This window comes from Microbacterium sp. 2RAF4, from assembly GCF_052115285.1.
Taxonomy (GTDB): domain Bacteria; phylum Actinomycetota; class Actinomycetes; order Actinomycetales; family Microbacteriaceae; genus Microbacterium; species Microbacterium oxydans.
In genome coordinates this window covers 514204-534961 of the sequence record NZ_JBFRGI010000002.1, presented here as the reverse complement: position 1 = coordinate 534961, position 20758 = coordinate 514204, and the positions used below count along the sequence as shown (strand labels likewise).

At 68.1% G+C, this 20758-nt stretch carries 21 protein-coding genes and 1 tRNA gene; 11 read left to right on the top strand and 11 right to left on the bottom strand.

All coding sequences use genetic code 11. The annotated features are described in order from the left end of the window. The first annotated feature begins 27 nt into the window (after nt 1-27). A complete protein-coding gene (locus tag AB4070_RS06740; RefSeq protein ID WP_282847397.1) occupies nt 28-939 on the top strand; it encodes a DMT family transporter in 912 nt (303 codons plus the stop codon). Between the two features lies 1 nt (nt 940). Here AB4070_RS06740 and AB4070_RS06735 read toward each other — a convergent pair whose 3' ends face one another. Both AB4070_RS06735 and msrB read right to left on the bottom strand, forming a co-directional pair. After that, nucleotides 941-1504, bottom strand: coding sequence for a nitroreductase family protein (locus tag AB4070_RS06735; protein ID WP_058631000.1), 564 nt, complete (start codon nt 1502-1504; stop codon nt 941-943). Then, nucleotides 1501-1905 carry a peptide-methionine (R)-S-oxide reductase MsrB gene (msrB, locus tag AB4070_RS06730; protein WP_017828933.1) on the bottom strand — a complete coding sequence of 135 codons (405 nt, stop codon included), beginning with the start codon at nt 1903-1905 and terminating at the stop codon, nt 1501-1503. Before msrB ends, AB4070_RS06735 begins: the two co-directional genes overlap by 4 nt. A 71-nt stretch (nt 1906-1976) precedes the next feature. Here msrB and AB4070_RS06725 point away from each other — a divergent pair, with 71 nt between their 5' ends. The 4 genes from AB4070_RS06725 to groL all read left to right on the top strand — a co-directional run bounded on the left by AB4070_RS06725 (nt 1977) and on the right by groL (nt 5628). Next, on the top strand, nt 1977-2969 hold the full coding sequence (locus AB4070_RS06725; RefSeq protein WP_441979425.1) for a DUF2332 family protein: 993 nt from the start codon (nt 1977-1979) through the stop codon (nt 2967-2969). A 9-nt stretch (nt 2970-2978) separates the two neighbouring features. Continuing rightward, entirely contained in the window at nt 2979-3236 is a 258-nt protein-coding gene (locus AB4070_RS06720) for a DUF3263 domain-containing protein (protein WP_058631002.1), read from the top strand. Nucleotides 3237-3317: 81 nt separating this feature from the next. Beyond that, nucleotides 3318-3884, top strand: coding sequence for a LytR C-terminal domain-containing protein (locus tag AB4070_RS06715; protein ID WP_282847386.1), 567 nt, complete (start codon nt 3318-3320; stop codon nt 3882-3884). Nucleotides 3885-4008: 124 nt separating this feature from the next. Then, nucleotides 4009-5628: a chaperonin GroEL gene (gene groL / locus AB4070_RS06710; RefSeq protein ID WP_441979424.1), complete on the top strand. Its 1620-nt coding sequence runs from the start codon at nt 4009-4011 to the stop codon at nt 5626-5628. A 63-nt stretch (nt 5629-5691) separates the two neighbouring features. Here groL and AB4070_RS06705 read toward each other — a convergent pair whose 3' ends face one another. The 3 genes from AB4070_RS06705 to AB4070_RS06695 form a co-directional block, all read right to left on the bottom strand. Next, complete coding sequence (locus AB4070_RS06705) at nt 5692-5979, bottom strand: WXG100 family type VII secretion target (RefSeq protein ID WP_441979423.1); 288 nt, start codon at nt 5977-5979, stop codon at nt 5692-5694. Nucleotides 5980-6101: 122 nt separating this feature from the next. Beyond that, nucleotides 6102-7796, bottom strand: coding sequence for a sensor histidine kinase (locus AB4070_RS06700; protein WP_441979422.1), 1695 nt, complete (start codon nt 7794-7796; stop codon nt 6102-6104). 61 nt (nt 7797-7857) lie between these two features. Further along, complete coding sequence (locus AB4070_RS06695; protein ID WP_017828926.1) at nt 7858-8550, bottom strand: response regulator transcription factor; 693 nt, start codon at nt 8548-8550, stop codon at nt 7858-7860. A gap of 163 nt (nt 8551-8713) precedes the next feature. Here AB4070_RS06695 and AB4070_RS06690 point away from each other — a divergent pair, with 163 nt between their 5' ends. Continuing rightward, entirely contained in the window at nt 8714-9766 is a 1053-nt protein-coding gene (locus AB4070_RS06690) for a CPBP family intramembrane glutamic endopeptidase (RefSeq protein WP_441979421.1), read from the top strand. Between the two features lie 10 nt (nt 9767-9776). Here the strand turns inward: AB4070_RS06690 and AB4070_RS06685 are convergent, their stop codons facing one another. From AB4070_RS06685 to AB4070_RS06675, 3 genes are read right to left on the bottom strand one after another with little or no spacing between them, the layout of a single operon-like run. Further along, complete coding sequence (locus tag AB4070_RS06685) at nt 9777-11417, bottom strand: DNA repair helicase XPB (RefSeq protein ID WP_046746549.1); 1641 nt, start codon at nt 11415-11417, stop codon at nt 9777-9779. Nucleotides 11418-11454: 37 nt separating this feature from the next. Beyond that, on the bottom strand, nt 11455-13164 hold the full coding sequence (locus AB4070_RS06680) for a helicase-associated domain-containing protein (protein ID WP_441979420.1): 1710 nt from the start codon (nt 13162-13164) through the stop codon (nt 11455-11457). Between the two features lie 10 nt (nt 13165-13174). Next, a complete protein-coding gene (locus AB4070_RS06675) occupies nt 13175-13450 on the bottom strand; it encodes a hypothetical protein (RefSeq protein ID WP_046746551.1) in 276 nt (91 codons plus the stop codon). A gap of 118 nt (nt 13451-13568) precedes the next feature. Between AB4070_RS06675 and AB4070_RS06670 the strand changes: the two genes are divergently transcribed. Continuing rightward, complete coding sequence (locus tag AB4070_RS06670; RefSeq protein ID WP_045263389.1) at nt 13569-13949, top strand: cold-shock protein; 381 nt, start codon at nt 13569-13571, stop codon at nt 13947-13949. Continuing rightward, complete coding sequence (locus tag AB4070_RS06665) at nt 13933-14541, top strand: DUF3027 domain-containing protein (protein WP_441979419.1); 609 nt, start codon at nt 13933-13935, stop codon at nt 14539-14541. Before AB4070_RS06670 ends, AB4070_RS06665 begins: the two co-directional genes overlap by 17 nt. Nucleotides 14542-14551: 10 nt before the next feature. Here the strand turns inward: AB4070_RS06665 and serC are convergent, their stop codons facing one another. Next, nucleotides 14552-15664 (bottom strand): phosphoserine transaminase, encoded by a 1113-nt coding sequence (serC, locus tag AB4070_RS06660; RefSeq protein ID WP_441979418.1) that lies wholly within the window; start codon nt 15662-15664, stop codon nt 14552-14554. Between the two features lie 101 nt (nt 15665-15765). On the opposite strand from serC, the gene AB4070_RS06655 reads away from it, so the two are divergent. The 3 genes from AB4070_RS06655 (at nt 15766) to AB4070_RS06645 (ending at nt 18390) form a co-directional block, all read left to right on the top strand. Next, on the top strand, nt 15766-16467 hold the full coding sequence (locus AB4070_RS06655; protein WP_045263392.1) for a metal-dependent transcriptional regulator: 702 nt from the start codon (nt 15766-15768) through the stop codon (nt 16465-16467). A gap of 360 nt (nt 16468-16827) precedes the next feature. Further along, nucleotides 16828-17583 carry a M23 family metallopeptidase gene (locus tag AB4070_RS06650; protein WP_282847394.1) on the top strand — a complete coding sequence of 252 codons (756 nt, stop codon included), beginning with the start codon at nt 16828-16830 and terminating at the stop codon, nt 17581-17583. Between the two features lie 309 nt (nt 17584-17892). Next, nucleotides 17893-18390: an HNH endonuclease gene (locus tag AB4070_RS06645; RefSeq protein ID WP_045263393.1), complete on the top strand. Its 498-nt coding sequence runs from the start codon at nt 17893-17895 to the stop codon at nt 18388-18390. A 68-nt stretch (nt 18391-18458) separates the two neighbouring features. Here AB4070_RS06645 and AB4070_RS06640 read toward each other — a convergent pair. Both AB4070_RS06640 and AB4070_RS06635 read right to left on the bottom strand, forming a co-directional pair. After that, nucleotides 18459-18531, bottom strand: a tRNA-Arg gene (locus AB4070_RS06640). 40 nt (nt 18532-18571) lie between these two features. Then, nucleotides 18572-20758, bottom strand: coding sequence for an MMPL family transporter (locus AB4070_RS06635; RefSeq protein ID WP_441979417.1), 2187 nt, complete (start codon nt 20756-20758; stop codon nt 18572-18574).

Below are 20758 nucleotides of genomic sequence, written 5' to 3'. Positions count from 1 at the left end.
CCAGAGCCTCGTCGAATCCCCGCCCCGGTGGCACTCGGAGGGGCGGTCGCGATCGGGGTGATGACGGCGATCCAGGCGCGGATCAACGGCGTGCTCGGGGTGCGTGTGGACGACGGCATCGTCGCCGGCTTCCTCTCCTTCTCCGTCGGCCTGCTGGCACTCGCGATCGTGATCTCCTGCCTCCCTTCGGCTCGACGGGGAGTGGCTCGACTCTGGAGCGGCGTCCGGCAGCGCACGATCCCCTTCTGGATGCTCCTCGGAGGCGCCTGCGGGGCACTCACCGTCTCCACCCAGGGGCTCACGGCAGGAGTCCTCGGCGTCTCGCTGTTCACGGTCGGAGTGGTGGCGGGACAGACCGTGCACGGTCTGGTGCTCGATCGCATCGGATTCGGACCGGCCGGCGTCGTCGCGGTCACGCCGGGACGTGTCCTGGGAGGCGCGCTCGCGCTCGCCGCCGTCGGCATCTCGCTGTCCGGGGACGTGCTGGCATCCGCGCCGCTGTGGATGCTGCTCCTGCCGTTCGCGGCCGGGGTCGGCATCGCGTGGCAGGCAGCGACCAATGGACGTCTGGCCCAGCGCGCGCGCTCACCTCTGGCCGCGACCCTGATGAGCTTCGTCGCCGGAACCGTGGTCCTCGCGCTGGCGTCCGGCGTGAGCATCGCGTTCCGTGGCGCACCCGCCGCTCTCCCCGCCGAGCCGTGGCTGTACCTCGGAGGCTTCCTCGGCGCCGCCTACATCCTCCTCGGCACGTTCATCGTGGCGCAGACCGGGGTGCTGCTTATGGGCCTGGGGTCGGTGCTCGGTCAGCTGACCACGTCGGTGGTGATCGATCTGGTGTGGCCGCCCGCAGCAGGGCCGGCGCTCTGGCAGGTGCTCGCGATGGTCGTGGTCGCCGTCGCGTCTGTCGTGGTCGCGGTGCCGTGGCCTCGCCGTCGCTGAACTACTTCTTCTTCGCCTTCTTGGCTGACGGCTTCGGCATGCGCGTGACGAGCTTGCGGGCGTCGACGGTCTTGCGTCGTCCCGGTTTCTTGTGTTCGGGCTTGCCGCCGACGTAGAGCCAGCCCAAGAGCTCCTCGTTCTTCCCGAGCCCGTGGGCCTTCGCCACTGCTTTGGCTCGGGTGTAGTGGCCCGTGCGCCAGATGACGCCCCACCCGGCCTCGTCGAGGAGAAGGCTCAACGTGTGGGCGACCCCGGAGGCGACGGCCTCCTGCTCCCATCGAGGTACCTTCTCGCTCTTCTGGTAGCTCGCCACGACGGCGATGAGCAGCGGGGCGCGCAGCGGCTTCGACGAGGGGGAGGAGTCGCCCTGCGCCTTCGCGATCGCGGCGCCGAGCACCTCCCGATCCGCGCCGCGCAGCTCGATCAACCGCCAAGGGCGCAGCGACGAGTGATCGGCCACGCGACCGGCGGCCGCGACCAGCGTGAGCAGCTCGTCGCGGGTGGGCGCTGTGTCCTCGACCTTCGACCAGGACTGCCGTGCGCGGACGGCGTCGAGCGCGCTCACGACGCGTCGGGCGTGAAGTTCAGCGCGATGGAGTTCATGCAGTAGCGGTCGCCGGTCGGCGTCCCGAATCCGTCGGGGAAGACGTGACCGAGGTGCGACCCGCAGTTGGCGCAGCGCACCTCCGTGCGCACCATCCCGAGGCTGTCGTCCTCGATGAGCTCGACCGCGTCAGGGCGGATCGACTCGTAGAAGCTCGGCCAACCGCACCCGGAGTCGAACTTCGTTCCGCTCTTGAAGAGCTCGGCGTTGCAGGCACCGCAGGTGTAGAGGCCGGCGCGTTCCTCGTCGAGCAGCTCGCCCGTCCAGGCCCGTTCGGTCGCGGCCTGACGCAGCACCGCGTACTGCTCCTCGCCGAGCTCCTCGCGCCATTCGTCTTCGGTCTTGTCCACGCTGTACGACATGTGTCCTCCTGAGTCGCTTCCATTCTCTCCCGGGAGACGACGTCTCGGGTGCTCAGCGTCAGAATGGGACGATGACCGATGCCGTGCAGGACCGCTACGCACGATTCGCCCGCGACGAGGCGCCCGGGCGCAGCGCCCTCTACGCAGAATGGGCCGCCGGTGTGGCGGCCGACGACGAGGTCAGCAGCACCCTCGGGCGGATCCCGGAGAACCGCCGGCAGCCGCCCCTCGTGTTCGCCGTGACGCGCATGCTCGGCTCCGGACTCGGCGGGTACGCACAGTGGCGGGACTTCGTGCTCCGCAACGCCGACACGGTGGTCGGCGAGTGCGCGAATCGCAGCCTCCAGACCAATGAGCCCCTCCGTCTCGCGCCGCTGCTGCCCGTGCTGTCGGAGATAGCCGGCCCGATCGCGCTGCTCGAGGTCGGAGCATCCGCAGGGTTGTGCCTCTACCCGGACCGCTACTCGTATCGGTTCGTCGCGGAGGATGGATCGATGAGGAGCGCCCTCGATCCTGCGGACGGACCCTCGACCGTCGTGCTGGAGAGCCGGGTCAGGGGTGCGCTGCCCCCGATGCAGATGCCGGAGGTCGTCTGGCGGGCGGGCGTCGATCTCGCGCCGCTCGATGCGACGGACGAAAAGGATCGGCGCTGGCTGCGCGGGCTCGTGTGGCCGGGAGAGGAAGGGCGAGAGGAGCGCATCGATGCCGCGCTCGATATCGCGGCATCGGACCGGGCTCTGATCGTCGCCGGCGATGCCCTCGAGGAGATCGATGCGCTCGCCGCGGCGGCGCCGAGCGGGGCGACACTGGTCATCACCACGCCCGGTGTGCTGGTCCACATCCCGAGAGCGCGGAGGGAGGCGCTGGTCGCGCGCATCTCCGCTCTGGACGCCCGGTGGGTCACGATCGATCCGCCCGGTGCCCTCGACGTCTGGGAGCCACCGGTCGAAGGTGACCACTGGCCGGGATTCGTGGTGGCGCTCGACGGACAGGTGCGTGCGGCCGCAGACCCGCTCGGGGGCTGGTGGGAGTGGCGGACGGCTCCGTCGTCGGATGCGTCCTAACCTGGACTCATGCTCGGAGATCTCACGGAGCGCGATCGCGCGATCCTCGCCCTGGAGGTCGCTTGGCCACGCCATGGGTCGGCCAAGGAAGAGGTCATCCGTGCTCAGCTCGGGATGAGCGCCGCCCGCTACTACCAGCTCCTCGGACGCCTGATCGAGTCGGAGGCGGCCCTGGAGTACGACCCCATGCTGGTGCGGAGGTTGCGCCGGATCAGGGATTCACGCGCCAGGCAGCGGTCGGCTCGGATACCGGGCTTCGTCGGCTGAAACGACTCGTCGAAAGCTCTCGGAACGAGCAGCACCGCGCCGGAGAACGGATTGCCAGGAAGGTGCCGCTAGCATCGAGGGGTGTCCAAGCCCTCCCGCGATCGCTTCGATGACGTTCCCCGTTCCACCGGACGGGTGGGAGCGCACCGCGCCGAAGCTCCGGGGATGAACGGCTGGGTCGTGCTGCTGTGGTCTTTCGTCGCCGCCCTCGTGCTCATCATCGCCGGCATCTTCGGATCGCTCGTGGTGATGGGACGCATCTCCCTCTTCCCCGAGGCCGCGCCCAGCGCCGTTCCCTCCCCGGTCGAGACGGGCGTGGTGGACACCTCCATCTCCGTGATGATCCTCAACGGCACGCCCGAGGAAGGGCTCGACACCCAGATGCGCGACCTGCTCATCAACAACGGATGGGCGTCGGAGAACGTCTTCGCCGGCGACAGCTCCAGCCAGGACTTCGCCACCACGACCGTGTTCTACGTCAACGACGAGGACGAACTCGCGGCGATCGGACTGGCGAACGTCCTGGGCGGCGCGGCCGTGCAGCAGAGCGACTACTACTCGGGTCAGACCGAGGAGGGCAACAAGCAGTTCACGGTGGTCATCGGCCTCGATCGGTCGAGCTCCGCCGACGAGACGCCCGCCCCCTGACCTCGGCCGATGCCGTACCTCCGGCGGCTTGCACTCGAAGGTGTCGAGTGCCAGAATGGCGTTAGCACTCTCTCACTCTGAGTGCTAAACCCAACGTCTACGTCCAGGAGGGACGAAAAAACTCATGGCAAAGATCATTGCTTTCGATGAGGAGGCCCGCCGCGGCCTCGAGCGCGGCCTGAACATCCTCGCCGACGCGGTCAAGGTCACCCTCGGCCCGCGCGGCCGCAACGTCGTTCTCGAGAAGAAGTGGGGCGCCCCCACCATCACGAACGACGGCGTCTCCATCGCCAAGGAGATCGAGCTGGACGACCCGTACGAGAAGATCGGTGCGGAGCTCGTCAAGGAGGTCGCCAAGAAGACCGACGACGTCGCGGGTGACGGCACCACCACCGCCACGGTCCTCGCTCAGGCGCTGGTCCGCGAGGGTCTGCGCAACGTCGCAGCCGGCGCCGACCCCATCTCGCTCAAGCGCGGCATCGAGAAGGCCGTCGCCGCGATCACCGAGGAGCTGCTCGCCAGCGCCAAGGAGATCGACTCGAAGGAGCAGATCGCCGCCACGGCTTCGATCTCCGCTGCCGACCCCGCCATCGGCGAGTTGATCGCCGAGGCGATCGACAAGGTCGGCAAGGAGGGCGTCGTCACCGTCGAGGAGTCGCAGACGTTCGGTACCGAGCTCGAGCTCACCGAGGGCATGCGCTTCGACAAGGGCTACCTGAACCCCTACTTCGTCACGGACCCGGAGCGCCAGGAAGCGGTCTTCGAGGACCCGTACATCCTCATCGCGAACCAGAAGGTCTCCAACATCAAGGACCTGCTGCCGATCGTCGACAAGGTGATCCAGGACGGCAAGGAGCTCGTCATCATCGCCGAGGACGTCGAGGGCGAGGCTCTCGCGACGCTCGTGCTGAACAAGCTCAAGGGCATCTTCAAGTCGGTCGCCGTCAAGGCTCCGGGCTTCGGTGACCGCCGCAAGGCGCAGCTGCAGGACATCGCGATCCTCACGGGTGGCCAGGTCATCACCGAAGAGGTGGGCCTCAAGCTCGAGAACGCCACGCTCGACCTGCTGGGTCGTGCGCGCAAGGTCATCGTCACCAAGGACGAGACCACGATCGTCGAGGGTGCGGGCGAGGCCGAGCAGATCGAGGGTCGCGTCACGCAGATCCGTCGCGAGATCGAGAACACCGACAGCGACTACGACCGTGAGAAGCTCCAGGAGCGCCTGGCGAAGCTCGCCGGTGGCGTGGCGGTCATCAAGGCCGGTGCCGCGACCGAGGTCGAGCTCAAGGAGCGCAAGCACCGCATCGAGGACGCCGTCCGCAACGCGAAGGCAGCCGTCGAGGAGGGCATCGTCCCCGGTGGTGGCGTCGCGCTCATCCAGTCGGGCACCAAGGCCCTCGACGCTCTCTCGCTCTCGGGCGACGAGGCGACGGGCGCGAACATCGTCCGCGTCGCGATCGAGGCTCCGCTGAAGCAGATCGCCATGAACGCCGGGCTCGAGCCGGGCGTCGTCGCGAACAAGGTGTCCGAGCTCCCCGCGGGCCAGGGCCTCAACGCAGCCACGGGCGAGTACGTCGACATGTTCGGTGCCGGCATCATCGACCCGGCCAAGGTGACCCGCTCCGCGCTGCAGAACGCAGCGTCGATCGCGGCTCTGTTCCTCACCACCGAGGCCGTCGTCGCCGACAAGCCGGAGAAGACTCCTGCACCGATGGGCGACCCGTCGGGTGGCATGGACTTCTGATCCTGCACTCATGACAGAACGCCCCCGGCTTCGGCCGGGGGCGTTCTGCGTTCACGGCGCGTGTCAGCGGAAGAGGCTGGCGGAGTACTGATCGGCGTCCGCGTACTGGGTGGCGACGGAGCCGAGCGAGGTGCCGATCGATTCGAGGACCTGTTCCACGTGGATCTGTGCACCCTGCCACTGCTCGGCGCAGTTCTGAAAGGCGTTGGACGCGGTGCCCGACCAGGTCGACTGCAGTTGCCGGAGCTGAGACATCAGGGTCGCAGACTCGCTCTGGAGGCGCTCGATGGTGGCGCGCGTCGTACCGTGAGCGGCGTGGACGGCTTCGGTGTCGACGGTGAAGACAGACATGGGAACTCCTTCTCGTAGGAGTTCCGAGGCTAGGCGGGGCTCGGCCGGATGAAGATCCGCCAGGGGGTAAGGCGCCGCGCTCTGTGCGCAACCCGGGGAACGCGACCCTCCGTGCAGTGACGTCAGGGGAGGTCGACGCGATCGAGCGGCTGCGTGTCCTCCAGGAGGTGCGCAGGCGTTGCCCGTGCCGGCGCGAGCGGAAGTGTCACGGTGAACGTCGCGCCGCCGCCCGGCGTCTCCGACACGTCGACACCGCCGTGAAGCGCCTTCAGGATGGACGCGACGATCGCGAGTCCGAGGCCGGAGCCGCCGGTCTCCCGCGCGCGTGAGGTGTCGGCCCGCCAGAAGCGCTCGAAGATCTGCTCACGGATCTGCGGCGGGATGCCTTCGCCGTGGTCGACGATCGCGATGCTCGCTGTGCCCGCGGCACGGTCGGAGTCGACGACGATCTCGATGGGGCCGTCGTCGGGGGAGAACCGACGCGCGTTGCCCAACAGGTTCGTCACCACCTGACGCACCTTGTTCTCTTCGCCGAGCACGATCGGGGGCGTGCGCACCGGGAGGTCAGGGACCTCGGTGAAGTCGATCGCCGGAGCCTTCTCCTGCTGACGGGACCGTCGGCGAAGGCGGGAGAGGGTGGCACGGGAAAGCCCACGGGGAGTCGGCTGCTGGGGAGGTTGAAGGGGCGGGATCTCATGCAGGGGGATCACGGTCTTGCTGTCGGCCGTCCTGTCGATCACCGTGACCGTCCTACCGGGGGCAGCGGCTCGGAGATCGAGCGCTGCATCCCGCGCGATCGGTCGGAGATCGAGCGGCACGATCTCGGGCTCGCGCTCCTCATCCAGACGCGCGAGGGCAAGGAGGTCCTCCACCAGGACGCCCATCCTGATGGCCTCCTTCTCGATGCGCTCCATGGCCCGAGCGGTGTCCTCCTCGCCCTTGATGGCGCCCATCCGGTAGAGCTCGGCGTAGCCCCGCACGCTCACCAGCGGGGTGCGCAGCTCATGGCTCGCATCCCCGATGAATCGCCGCATGTGCTGCACGGTGCGGTCCCGTTGGGCGAGTGAGGCGTCGACACGATCGAGCATCGTGTTGATGGCGGTGTTGAGGCGACCGACCTCTGTCGTCGGTTCGAGGTCGGTCAGGCGCTGACGGAAGTCGCCGGCGGCGATCGACATGGCAGTGGCCTCGACCTGACCGAGACGGCGGAACGTGAGCGTGACGAGCCCGCGAGTGAGGAGCGCGGCGATCAGGATGGTGATCAGGGCGATCGTGATGTAGATGCCGAAGTACTGGCTGATGATGCGATCGGCGGGAGCGAGGGGGAGGGCCACCAGCTGGATGCGCAGGACCCCGCCCTCCGAGGGGACGACGGCGACCGCGGCGTGGAACAGCTCCCCGTCGGCTCCGGTCATCTCGAGCGGGATCTGGTCGGTGTTAGCCGTCGCCTTGGCGAGCGAGTACTCGGAAGGGAAGAGGGGAGCTTGGCCGGACGTGCCGCGAGCAGTCGCACGCAGTTCGCCCGTCGCATCGTAGATCGCGAAGGAGAAGTCGCGCGGCTGCTCGTCGCGCGGGCTGTATGTGGTGACGCCGTCGACCGTCACCGAGTCGAAGTAGCGCTCGACCAGATCGCTCGACACCAGAGCGGGCAGTTGCGCGTCGATGTTCGCGACCAGGGCGTTGCGCAGGATCGGCACGGTGCCGATGCCGGCGATGAGCAGTCCGAGCGCGAGCACCGCGACGGTGACGCCGGTGACCTTCGCGCGAAGACTGATACGCCGCCACCAGCTGGTGACCGCATCGGGCTTGTGCGCCATGCGGTCCTCCTCGGTGCGGCGACACCACCGCGGGACGGTGGCGATGATGGTGCGGTGGTCGTCAGACCGTCTTGCCGACCTTGAGCATGTATCCGAAGCCGCGCTTGGTCTGGATGAGCGACTCCTCGGTATGCGGATCGATCTTGCGGCGCAGGTACGAGATGTAGCTCTCCACGATGCCGGCGTCGCCGTTGAAGTCGTACTCCCACACGTGGTCGAGGATCTGCGCCTTCGACAGCACGCGGTTCGGGTTGAGCATCAGGTAGCGCAGCAGCTTGAACTCGGTCGGGCTCAACTCGATCGGCTCCTTGCCGACGTGGACGTCGTGCGTGTCCTGGTCCATGGACAGTTCCCCGGCGCGGATGATCGATTCCTCGTCGGCCTGCATCGTGCGGCGGAGGATCGCCTGTGCCCTGGCCACGATCTCGTCGAGGCTGAAGGGCTTCGTGACGTAGTCGTCGCCGCCCGCGTTGAGGCCCTCGATCTTGTCGTCGGTGCCGTCCTTGGCGGTCAGGAACAGGATCGGCGCGGTGAAGCCGGCGCCACGGAGACGCTTCGTCACGCTGAAGCCGTTCATGTCGGGCAGCATGACGTCCAGGATGATCAGGTCCGGCTCCTCTTCGAGGACGGCCGAGATCGTCGCGGCGCCGTTGGCGACCGTCTTCACCTGGAATCCGGCGAAGCTGAGACCCGTGGAGAGCAGGTCACGGATGTTGGGTTCGTCGTCGACGACCAGGATGCGCGGAGCAGTCATGTCCCCATTATGGTGACTCCGGCCATGTGGATGCTGACTATTGTGCGGAACGGCGTCGACTCGCGCGATCGCGCCGGCCCTCATGAGCCGTGTATCGGCATCGAGGAACGGGATCGTCCCGCGGTCGGATGCGCCGCATAGCCGGACCCGGGAGGATCGAGGTATGAGCGCTCACGAGGACGACGTCGCCGCCCCCGAAACTCCCGCCGCACTGGCTGATCGCCCCGGCGAGGATGGAGCCGATCGCCCCGACGGCGAGGAGCTCGCCTACCATCGGCTGGCGCACCTGCGGCCGCGGTACCGCTGGTGGCGCATGCTGCTCACGGGGCTCGTCGGCATCGCTCTCTATGTCGTGATCCTGCTGATCGTGATCGTGCCTCTCGTGATCATGTCGATGTTCGTCCCCGGGTGGCGCGTCGAATCGGAGGTGCTCCTCAGCACCACGCAGTTCTTCGATCTCGATCGGCCCTGGCTCCTCGTCGCGCTGGTCCTTCCCCTGATCCTGATGATCCCAGCGCTGCTGCTGGCGTCACGCCTCATCGAAGGGCGCGGGGTGGGACTGCTGTCCTCCGTGACCGGACGTCTGCGCATGGCATGGCTGGGGAAGAGCCTCCTGCTGGCCCTGGCGGTGTTCCTCGTCTACTTCGCCGTCGTGTTGGGCTGGTCGGCGCTGAGCGGCGATGCGGTGACGGCCGACTTCTCCCACCCCGGGCTGTGGACGATGGTGCTGCTGGTCCTGCTGCTGATCCCGTTCCAGGCCGCCGCGGAGGAGTACGTCTTCCGCGGGTACCTGATGCAGTTGGTCGGTGGCTGGCTACGTCACCCCGCCTTCGCCATCCTCCTGCCTGTGCCGATCTTCGTCCTCGGTCATGGGTACGACGTGTGGGGCGCGGCCAGCGTCGGGATGTTCGCGATCGTCGCCGCATGGCTGACCTGGCGAACGGGGGGACTCGAGGCGGCGATCTCGCTGCACATCGTGAACAACGTGCTCATCTTCCTGCTCGGCTCCGTCACGCTCGTCGATGCCAACGCGACCTCGGGAACGGCTGTCGATCTGCTCGCCTCGGCGCTCGCGATGGTGGTCTACGCCGTGCTCGCGGACCGATGGGCTGCCCGGCTCGGTATCGCGCGGACAGCGTGGCGCGCGAGTCCGGTACACGCGTCAGGGACCCATCAGCTGGGTACGATGCTCCACGGACGCGCCGCACGCGGGTGACCGCGGAGCGTCAGGCGGCGATCGCGTCGGAGTCCATGATCGTGTAGCTGTACCCCTGCTCGGCGAGGAAGCGCTGACGGTTCTGGGCGTAGTCCTGGTCGATCGTGTCGCGGGCCACGAGGGTGTAGAAGCTCGCGGTGTGCCCCGACTGCTTCGGGCGCAGCAGTCGGCCCAGACGCTGGGCCTCCTCCTGACGGGAGCCGAACGATCCCGACACCTGGATGGCGACCGAGGCCTCGGGGAGGTCGATCGAGAAGTTCGCGACCTTGGAGACCACGAGCAGCGAGATATCACCCTCCCGGAACGCGCGGTAAAGCTCTTCGCGCTCATCGACCGGGGTCGCACCCGTGATCTGCGGGGCGTTCAACGCCTCCGACAGCGACTCGAGCTGGTCGAGGTACTGCCCGATCACGAGGATGCGCTCACCCTCGTGCTTCGCGATGAGTTCCCGCACGGCTGCGACCTTCGCCGGAGCGGAGGCCGCGAGGCGATAGCGCTCGTCATCGGTCGCGGCGGCGTACTCCAGACGGTCGCTCGGCGGCAGGTCGACCCGCACCTCGTAGCAGGCGGCGGGGGAGATGAACCCCTGCGCCTCGATCTGCTTCCAGGGGGCGTCGAAGCGTTTCGGCCCGATCAGGCTGAACACATCGCCTTCGCGACCGTCTTCACGCACGAGGGTGGCGGTGAGGCCGATGCGACGACGCGCCTGCAGGTCGGCGGTGAGCTTGAACACGGGGGCGGGGAGGAGGTGGACCTCGTCGTACACGATGAGGCCCCAGTCGAGGGCGTCGAGCAGTGCGAGGTGCGCGTATTCACCCTTCCGCTTCGCCGTGAGGATCTGATAGGTGGCGATCGTGACGGGCTTGACCTCCTTGGCCTGCCCGGAGTACTCGCCGATCTCCTCGGGGGTGAGGCTGGTGCGCTTGAGCAGCTCGTCGCGCCACTGCCGAGCCGACACGGTGTTCGTCACGAGGATGAGGGTCGTCGTCTTGGTCGCGGCCATCGCTCCGGCACCGACGATCGTCTTGCCGGCGCCGCAGGGGAGCACGACCACGCCAGAGCCGTCCTTCGAGAACGCGTCGACGGCATCCTGCTGGTAGGGGCGGATGTGCCAGCCATCCTCGGCGAGGTCGATCTCGTGGGGAGTTCCTGGGGTGTAGCCCGCCAGGTCTTCCGCCGGCCAGCCGATCTTGAGCAGCTCCTGCTTGATCTGACCGCGTGCCCACGCGTCGATGACGAACGTCTCGGGCGTCGGGTGCCCGATGAGCAGGGGCTGGATGCGCTTGTTGTTCGCGACCTGTGCCAGCACGGCGGGATCGGAGGAGCGCAGGATCAGGGTGCCCTCGTCGTCGCGCTCGATCACCAGCCGGCCGTAGCGGTTCACCGTCTCCCGCAGATCGACCGCGACGGACGGCGGGACCGGGAAGCGGGACCAGCGATCGAGCGTCTCGAGCATGTCTTCTGCGGTGTGCCCTGCGGCGCGGGCGTTCCACAGACCGAGCCGCGTGATGCGGTAGGTGTGGATGTGCTCGGGAGCGCGTTCCAGCTCGGCGAAGATCGCCAGTTCGTGGCGGGCGCTCTCGGCATCGGCGTGGGCGACTTCGAGCAGCACGGTGCGATCGCTCTGGACGATCAAAGGGCCATCAGACATAGCTGACCAGTTTAGCGGTCGCCCGATGCGCAGGGCCTCATGGGGCGACGATCGTCGCTGTGAGGATGCTCGAAACCGGCAGCGTGCGTTCGACGTCCGCTGCGCGGTCGCGTCCGCGGAGTCTGCCTCCACCGAGCCCCGTCGCCTCCAGGAGCAGGTCCCTGGTCGACCCGTCCGGCATCCCGACGGTGACCTTGAGGACGGACTTCGCCCGCACCGCAGCTTCGAGTTCGCGATCGAGCCATGCGGCATCGGCGTCAGGCCCCTGGTGTGAGCGCAGGCGCGCGATCAGAGGAGCCAGTCCGGTGGAGTCGTCGGTCGACGCCGGCGCGGGCGGCGCGGGGTGTCGTTCTCTGACGAGGAGAGCGCCATCGGAGCCGACGAGCGTCGCCGGGTATCGTGCATCGGTGAGCGCCCAGTACACGGTGTCGCGGCCGACGCGGGTGGTCAACGAGTCGACGTGCGCGGCGAGACCGAGCGGGCGCAGTGTCTGATCGACGGTCATCGCCTGGAGGAGATGGCTGTCGGCGCTCTCGATGCGCGTGCGACCCGTCTCCTCATCGGTCGAGACGCGGACCAGGCCGTGTCGCTGGGCGGTCTGGGTGAGGAGGTAGCTGAGGGGCTGCGGGATTCCCGTGAGCGAGACGGAGGAGAGGAACTCGAGGATCGACTGCTCCGTCTCGCCCACGACGAAGGCGTGCGCCACTGATTCGGCGGTGAAACGGTAGGACGATGCCTGCGCGGCGGACTCGCGGACGGCGATTGTGCGCAGCCGCACGTCGAGCGCAGGCTCCAGCGGGCCGGGCGCGATCGCCGTCAGGTCGTTCTGCAGGAAGATGCGATCGACCTCGGCGGGCAGCAGGGCCACCAGTGCGCCGGCATCCGCGGGGCCCCCGCTCCGCAGGCTCACCGCCCACTCCGGTTCGGTCCCATCCTCCGCGATCAGCCCGAGAAGCGCTGCCGCGTCCTGCATACCCCGAGAACGATCGGGCCACGCGGGATCCCACGGGTGGGCGAGAGGCCACAGCTGAGGGGGGATCCAGCCACCCGTCTCGGACCGGACGCCGCGGGGAAGAGCGTCGCGGAATGCCGTCGCGAGGACGATCCAACGATCCGCCGCGGACGAGCGCAGCCAGCTCTCGGCGGAGAGGCTCGACCGCAGCCGCCGGTCGGTCGACACGGCGAGGCCCGCCTGGAGGGCGATCGCGGCGAGAGCATCGACGATCTCCGCAGGCACTCCGGCCTCGGCGAGCTGGCGCTTCTCGCCGGCGCTCACACCGCCGCCTGTCAGGAGGGCGAAGGGATTCTCCCGCGCGATCAGCAGCACATCCGCGAGCACGGCCACCGTCGTGAAGGCGCGCTCGGCGGCATGGGCCGCCGCGGCTGCAGATGAGGGAGCGACGGCGGAGGCCGGGGCCGTCCGAGGAGCTGAGCGGCCTGTGAGGGCGGCCGCGACCGGCGGATACGGCGATCCATCGGGACGCAGCAGCGCAAGCGCTGTCAGCTGTTCCCGTTCGGGCCCGGCGTCCCCGCCGGAAGCCGCCGTGAGGAGCGCGGTCGCCTCGGTCGCAGTCAGCGAGGGGAGGACGCGGGAGATCGACGCGGGATCCAGAAGCGCTTCCGCGGCATCGAAGAAATCCTGCCAATTGACGTCAGGGCGCACCCCACGTGCGGCGAGGAGTCTGCAGAGCTCATCATCGCTCGCCGCAGCCAGCCAATCCGCCAGCGGTCGCGCGTGAGTGCTCATGGCCGATGCCTCATGAACGCGAAGACGCGCGACCCTTCCGGATGAAACTCATCGTGAGGAGCGCGATGATCATGAGGAAGGCGACGGGCAGGCCCCAGTAGGGGATCGCCGCGACGATCGGCCAGAGGCCCTCGCCGAACGCGGTCTGATCCATCCCGAGCGCGGTCCCGATGATGATCGCGAAGAAACAGACCACCGATGCCGCCGCGATTCCGAGCGCGGTGAACGCCAGGATGCGATCCAGCCGCCGGATGGGAACCTCCGGTTCGGAATTCTTCGTGCTCATCCGCACCAGCCTACTCGCACCGAGGCCTTCGGCTTCGCGCGCGTCGTGACCGGTAGGCTGGGGGCACGCGCATGAGCGCGCCCACTGTTCTGCACGACGATCTCAGCGAGGTTCTCCCATGCCCACCGGCAAGGTCAGGTTCTACGACGAAGACAAGGGTTTCGGCTTCATCGCCAGCGATGACGGCCAGGATGTCTTCCTGCACGCCTCCGCGATGCCGGCCGGCACCGCGGTGAAGGCCGGTGCGCGCGTGGAGTTCGGCGTGGCCGACGGCAAGCGCGGGCTGCAGGCGCTGTCGGTGCGTGTGCTCGAGGCGCCTCCCAGCCTCTCCAAGGCCAAGCGCAAGCCGGCCGACGACATGGCGATCATCGTCGAGGATCTCGTGAAGCTCCTCGACGGCATCGGCGGAGACCTTCGCCGCGGTCGCTACCCCTCCTCCGGTCAGGGCCGCAAGATCGCGGCCGTCCTGCGTAAGGTCGCTGATGACCTCGAAGCCTGACGCCGACGCGCGTCTTCTGGACGCCCACGATCTCGCGCTCGCCGCGCTGGCCGAGATCACCCCGGTGTCCACCGTCGGCCCCGCCGCCGGATACACCGCCGAGGAGGACGGCTCGGTCTCGCTGCGCTTCGAGAACCGACTCGCCGGCTACCCGGGGTGGTACTGGACGGTGACCGTCGCCCGTGTCGAGGACGAGGAGCCGACGGTGCTCGAGGTCGAGCTCCTTCCCGGTGACGGTGCCCTGCTGGCCCCGGAGTGGGTTCCGTGGGCCGAGCGCCTGGCCGAGTACCGCGCGCACCAGGTCGAGCTCGCCGAAGCGGCTGCGGCTGCCGGCGACGACGTGGTGACAGACGACGGCGAACTCGTGGACGACGAAGACGGCGTGCTCGACGATGACGACGACCTCGACGACGATGATGACGACGTCGAGGTGGACATCCTCCACGCCGGGGACGTGGACGGTGTGGACATCGACGAACTCGATGAAAGTGCCGTCGACGACGAGTCCGACGGGTCGGAAGAGGAGGAGTCCGAAGACGACGACGCCGACGCCCTCGATGAGGACGCCGGCGAGGTCGACGAAGAGGAGTGACTCCGAGCGCTCAGCCGCCCAGGTTCTCCAGCACGAACTCGATCGACCTGGTCAGCTGACGCACGTCGTCCGGCTCGATCGAGACGAAGGTCGCCACCCGCAGCTGGTTCCGCCCGAGCTTGCGGTACGGCTCCGTGTCGACGATGCCGTTCGCCCGAAGTACCTTCGCGATCGCTGCCGCGTCGATGCTGTCATCGAAGTCGATCGTCGCGACCACGGGGGAGCGGTGCGCCGCGTCGGCAACGAACGGCGTGGCAACGGACGAGGCCTCGGCCCAGTCGTAGAGCACGGCGGACGATTCGGACGTGCGCGCCGCCGCCCACGTGAGGCCGCCGTTGTCGAGGATCCAGCGAAGCTGGCTGTCGAGCAGGTGCAGGGTGGTGAGCGCCGGGGTGTTCAGCGTCTGGTTCAGCCGCGAGTTGTCGACGGCGTTCTTCAGGCTCAGGAACTCGGGGATGTAACGACCGGATGCGGCGATGCGATCGATGCGCTCCACGGCAGCGGTCGAGACGGCGGCGAACCACAGACCGCCGTCGGAGCCCAGGTTCTTCTGCGGTGCGAAGTAGTAGACGTCGGCCTGAGCAGCGTCGAAGTCGATACCGCCGGCGGCGCTCGTCGCGTCGATGACGGTCAGCGCGCCTTCAGCGACGATGCGCTGGATCGGAGCCGCGACGCCGGTCGAGGTCTCGTTGTGCGGCCAGGCGTAGACGTCGACACCCTCCACGGCCTCCGCAACGGTCAGCGAACCGGGCTCGGCCTTGCGCACATCGGGTGCTTCGAGCCAGGGAGCGCCGGCGGAGGCGGCGAACTTTCCGCCGAACTCGCCGAAGACGAGGTTCTGGCTGCGCTTCTCGATCAGTCCGAAGGCCGCCGCGTCCCAGAAAGCGGTCGAGCCGCCGTTGCCCAGGATGATCTCGTATCCCTCCGGCAGGCGGAACAGAGCCGCGAGCTGCTCGCGGACGCTGCCCACGAGGTTCTTCACGGGTGCCTGACGGTGGGAGGTGCCCAGGATCGAGGCTCCCGACGAGAGCAGCGCCTCGAGCTGCGCGGGGCGCACCTTGGAGGGACCGCAGCCGAAGCGGCCGTCGACGGGCAGGAGGTCACGCGGAATCTCGATCGCCATGCGTCGATTCTAGGGGGCGCCCGGCGTGCCGCAGGACGGCTCGCGAGTCCGATGTCGCCGCGGGAATGTAGGCTTGCCTAAGAACCTCGGAGGGCCCGCACATGACCGATCTGATCGACACCACGGAGATGTATCTCCGCACCATCCTCGAACTCGAGGAGGAGAACATCGTTCCGCTGCGCGCGCGCATCTCCGAGCGTCTCGGCCACTCCGGCCCGACGGTCTCGCAGACGGTCGGGCGCATGGAACGCGACGGTCTCGTGATCGTCTCGGAAGACCGCACGCTCGAGCTCACCGACGCCGGTCGGCGCAAGGCGGTCGACGTGATGCGCAAGCACCGTCTCGCCGAGCGCCTGCTCTCCGACGTGATCGGACTCGACTGGGCCTTCGTTCATGAAGAGGCCTGCCGCTGGGAGCACGTCATGAGCGAGCAGGTCGAGCGTCGCCTCGTCGAGCTGCTCGGACATCCGACGGAGTCTCCGTACGGCAACCCCATCCCCGGACTCGATCAGCTCGGTGACCTGCCGGCGCGCACCTTCGACGAAGGCGTCATCGGACTCGTCCAGCGTCTGAACGCCGCCGGCGAACCCGTCGAGGGCACGGTGCGTCGCCTCGCCGAGCCGGCTCAGGTCGACCCTGAGCTGCTCGAGCAGCTGCGCGATGCCGGAGTCGTCCCCGGAGCTCACGGTGACTTCCGGTTCAGCGAGGGCTACGTCCTCATCCAGATGGACGGCAAGGACGATGGACTCGAGCTCCCCGTCGAGCTGGCATCGCATATCTTCCTGGTCGGCGAACCGGCCTGATCCCGCGAGAATTCGCGGGTAAAAACGTCGTGGAAGGAGAGCGGCGTCGCCCTCTCCGAGAATTGCCAGTTTCCCAGGGTGACATGATCGTTATCTTCCGGTAACCTCGGTCAGGTCGCCAGCGAAGAAGCCCGCTGGAGATGAACCCGCGAAGATCGCCTTCCAGGCTCGTCGTCTTCTCGGTAAGAACGCACAAAGTACCCGAGCTACATTCGTGCCACGAGAGCAGAGTGCCGACGAGCCAGCGCTGACCCGAACAGCGTGAGGGCCCAGGAGGACCAAGTTTTGGCCGCAGACATCGAATCGCCCGCGAAGAAGACATCTGAAGACCGAGTACCCGCCCGCCGCACCGGCGCGCGGATGAGTGCTCGAAAGGCTGTCAAGCCTCTCCGATCCATCGCCATCTTCGGGGCGGTCGGTGCACTGGTCACCGGAATCGCTCTGCCCGCGTTCGCGTCGTCGAAGCCGAGCGAAGCAGCGCCCACGACCCTCCAGCAGCTCGCCGCCGTCGATGCGCAGTCGCTCGTCGTCGCCTCGCAGGCGACTGCTGCTCCGATCGCACGCGGCACGTTCAGCGCGACCACGCCCGAGGAGATCGAGAAGAAGAAGGCAGAAGAGGCTGCTGCCGCCCGTGCAGCCGCTGCTGCCGCGACCGCCTCCGCGGCCGGCACCTCCTCCTCGCGCTTCAACACCGCGGGCTACGCGCTCACCTCGCCCGGTTCGGGCGAGGTGCGGTATCCGCTCCCCATGGGCTCCTGGAACGTCAGCCGCACGGTCGGCGGTGGACACAACGGTGCAGACATGCTCGCACCGGCCGGCACGCCGATCTACGCCGCTGCTGCCGGAGTGGTCCGCGCATCGGCCGAGAGCATCGGCGGCTACGGTGTGGCGGTCATGCTCGACAGCGTGGTCGGTGGACAGCGTCTGCAGACCACCTACGGGCACATGCTTTACGGCTCGCGTCAGGTTCAGGTCGGGCAGTCGGTGTCGGCAGGACAGCTGATCGGCTACGTCGGCAGCACCGGTCGCTCCACCGCGAACCACCTCCACTTCGAGGTCTGGATCAACGGCGGGCTCGTCGAGCCCATGTCGTGGCTGTCGGTCAACGCCGGCTGATTTCCAGACACGCTCCGCTCCATTCACCTCCCGTTTCGCCCTGCACCCAGGGAGATGGGTTAGCCTGATCCCGTTGTCGTACAGGTGGGAGAGGCTGATGGAGCGAATACCGAGCATCCGAACCATGGATGCCCTCGGTCGTCACGTCCTTCTGCATAGCCCGCAGGGATGCCACGGCGTTGCCGTGCGCGAAAGGCGCTGTCTCTAGACGGCGCCTTTTTTCGTCCTCGCGATCGATCTGCCTCCTGCGCGACCTCGTGTGAGTCGAGAGTGCCGGGAAGCCGTCCCGGCGGATCGAGAGGATGACGAATGCGCACACTGGTCCTGAATGCCGGATACGAGCCGCTGGCGATCGTGTCGTTCAAACGAGCCCTGGTGCTCGTGATGAACGACAAAGCCACCGTGATCGAACGCGTCGAGGAAGACCCCGTCTGGGGCTCGCACGGCGTCTATGACCGCCCCGCGGTCATCATCCTGGCGCGCTACGTGCGCGTCCCCACCAGCAGACGCGTGCCCGTCACCCGGCGCGGCGTACTCCGTCGTGACGATCACCGGTGCGGCTACTGCGGGAAGTCGGCCTCCACGATCGACCACATCCTGCCGCGTTCGCGCGGAGGAGCGGATTCCTGGGAGAACCTCGTCGCGTGCTGCCTCCGGTGCAACAACGTGAAGAGCGATCGCACGCCTCAGGAGATGCGCTGGCAGTTGCGCTTCACCCCTCGACCCCCGCACGGTACCGCCTGGACGGTGCGCGGAACGGAACGCAGCGACCCGCGGTGGGAGCCGTATCTCGCGCTTGCCGCCTGACCGGGGCCAGATGACGAGCGCCTGAGACGACGAAGAGGGGCCACCCTTCGGGCGGCCCCTCTTCGTCGTGCCCGCGACAGGATTCGAACCTGCGACCTGCCCTTTAGGAGAGGGCTGCTCTATCCCCTGAGCTACGAGGGCGTGCATCCAGTCTAAGCGACCGGATGCACGTCGCCGCGTCTCAGTCCTCTCCGCGACGCCATAGCTTCGAAGGCCACCAGATCGCCTTGCCGATGTCGTAGGTCAGTGCAGGGACCAGCAGCGAGCGCACCACGAACGTGTCGAGGAGCACCCCGAACGCGACGATGAAGGCGAGCTGCACCAGGAACAGGATCGGAATCACCGACAGCGCGGCGAAGGTGGCTGCGAGCACGAGGCCCGCCGAAGTGATCACCCCACCCGTGATCGAGAGTCCGCGCAGGATGCCCTCCCGCGTCCCATGTGCCTTCGACTCCTCACGGACCCGGGTCATCAGGAAGATGTTGTAGTCGATGCCGAGCGCCACCAGGAAGACGAATCCGAACAGCGGGACGGCAGGGTCGGCGCCCGGGAACTGGAAGATCCCGTTGAAGACGAGCGCCGAGATTCCCATCGCCGTGCCGAAGGACAGCACCGTCGTGAGGATCAGCAGCACCGGCGCGAGGATCGAGCGCAGCAGCAGCATCAGGATCAGCATGATCACGACGAGGATGACCGGAATGATGAGATTCCTGTCGTGGATCGACGCGTCGTTGGTGTCGATCGAGGTCGCCGTGACACCGCCGACCAGCGCATCCATGGCGTCGAGGTCCTTGCGGAGCTCTCGCACGGTCGAGGCCGCCGCCTCGGAATCCGCCGCATCGGTCAGGGTGCCCTGCAGGAGGACCTCGCCCTTCACGGTGGTCGGTTCCGGGGCGGGCGTGCCGGGAGGGCCGACGGCCGTGATGCCGTCTTCCGTCACGGGTGCCGAACCACTCGGGGAATCGGCCGCGGTGACCGTGACGCCGTCGACGCCGTCGTTGGCGAGGAGCACGTCGGCCGCATCCTGGAGCTGATCTTCCTTCACGACGACGTACACGGGGCTTCCGGATCCGCCGGGGAAGTGCTCGCCCAGGGCCACCTGGCCGTCGCGCGCTTCGGAGGCGCCGAGCACCAGGTCCGACTGCGGTACGCCTTCGGCGTCGAGCTGCGTGATTCCCGCCGCCCCGGCGAGCAGCACGAGCGTCGTCACGATCCAGATCACCCGAGGGCAGCGCTTGATGAGGCCGGCGAGCCGCGCCCACAGGCCCGTGGTGCGCATGCCGTGCTCAGCGGCCACCACCTCGGGTTCGAAGCGTGGGCGTCGCGGCCAGAACACGGCGCGACCGAAGAGCAGCAGCAGCGACGGCAGCAGCGTCAGTGCCGAGAGCATCGCGAACACGATGCCGATCGCCGCGACCGGTCCCAGAGTGCTGTTGGACTTGAGGTCGCTGAGCAGCAGGCACAGCAGGCCGGCGATCACGGTGCCGCCCGAGGCGACGATCGGCTCGACCGAACCCTTCCACGCCGCCATCAACGCGGTGCCCTTGTCCTGTGCGACGCGCAGTTCCTCTCGGAAGCGAGCGACGAACAGCAGGGCGTAGTCGGTGGCGGCGCCGATCACGAGGATGAACAGGATCCCCTGGGTCTGGCCGCTGAGGAGCAGTACCTCGAACTTCGCAAGCCACCAGACCACCAGCAGTGCGACGCAGAGCGCGAACAAGCTGGTGGACAGGACCACGAGGGGGAGGAGGAACGACCGGTAGACCAGCACCAGGATCACGAGGACGGCGAGGAGCGCGACACCGAGCAGGAGCCCGTCGATACCGGCGAAACCGGCCACCAGGTCGGCGCTGAAACCGGCGGGTCCCGTGATGTAGACCGTGACCCCTTCGGGCACGGCGGCGCGCAGTTCGTCTCCCAGGGCAGTCGTCACATCCGCGAGCTCGGCGTCGGAGTCGATCGGGATGAACGCCTGCACCGCGCGTCCGTCGTCGGAGGGGAGCGCGGGGGAGACGTCGTCACCGACGCCCTCGACCGTCGGCGCATCCGCGACGGCGGCGGAGATGGCCTCGAGCTCGGACGAGGTCAGCTCGTCGTCGGCGGTGAACACGGCGATCGCCGGGATCGAGTCGCTGTCGCTGAACTCGCCGAGGAGCTTCTGCACCTGCGTCGCATCCGCCGATTCCGGGAGATACGTCGTCTGCTCATTGGACGACACCTCGTCGACCTTGCCGAACAGCGGTCCACCCAGTGACGCGCCCACCAGCCATACGAGGATCAGGGCGACGGGGAGGAGGACGCGCACCCAGGAGTGTCGTCGAGTGCGCTCTCTCGGCGGCGGGGTCTGCGCGGTGTCGGGGCGGGACAT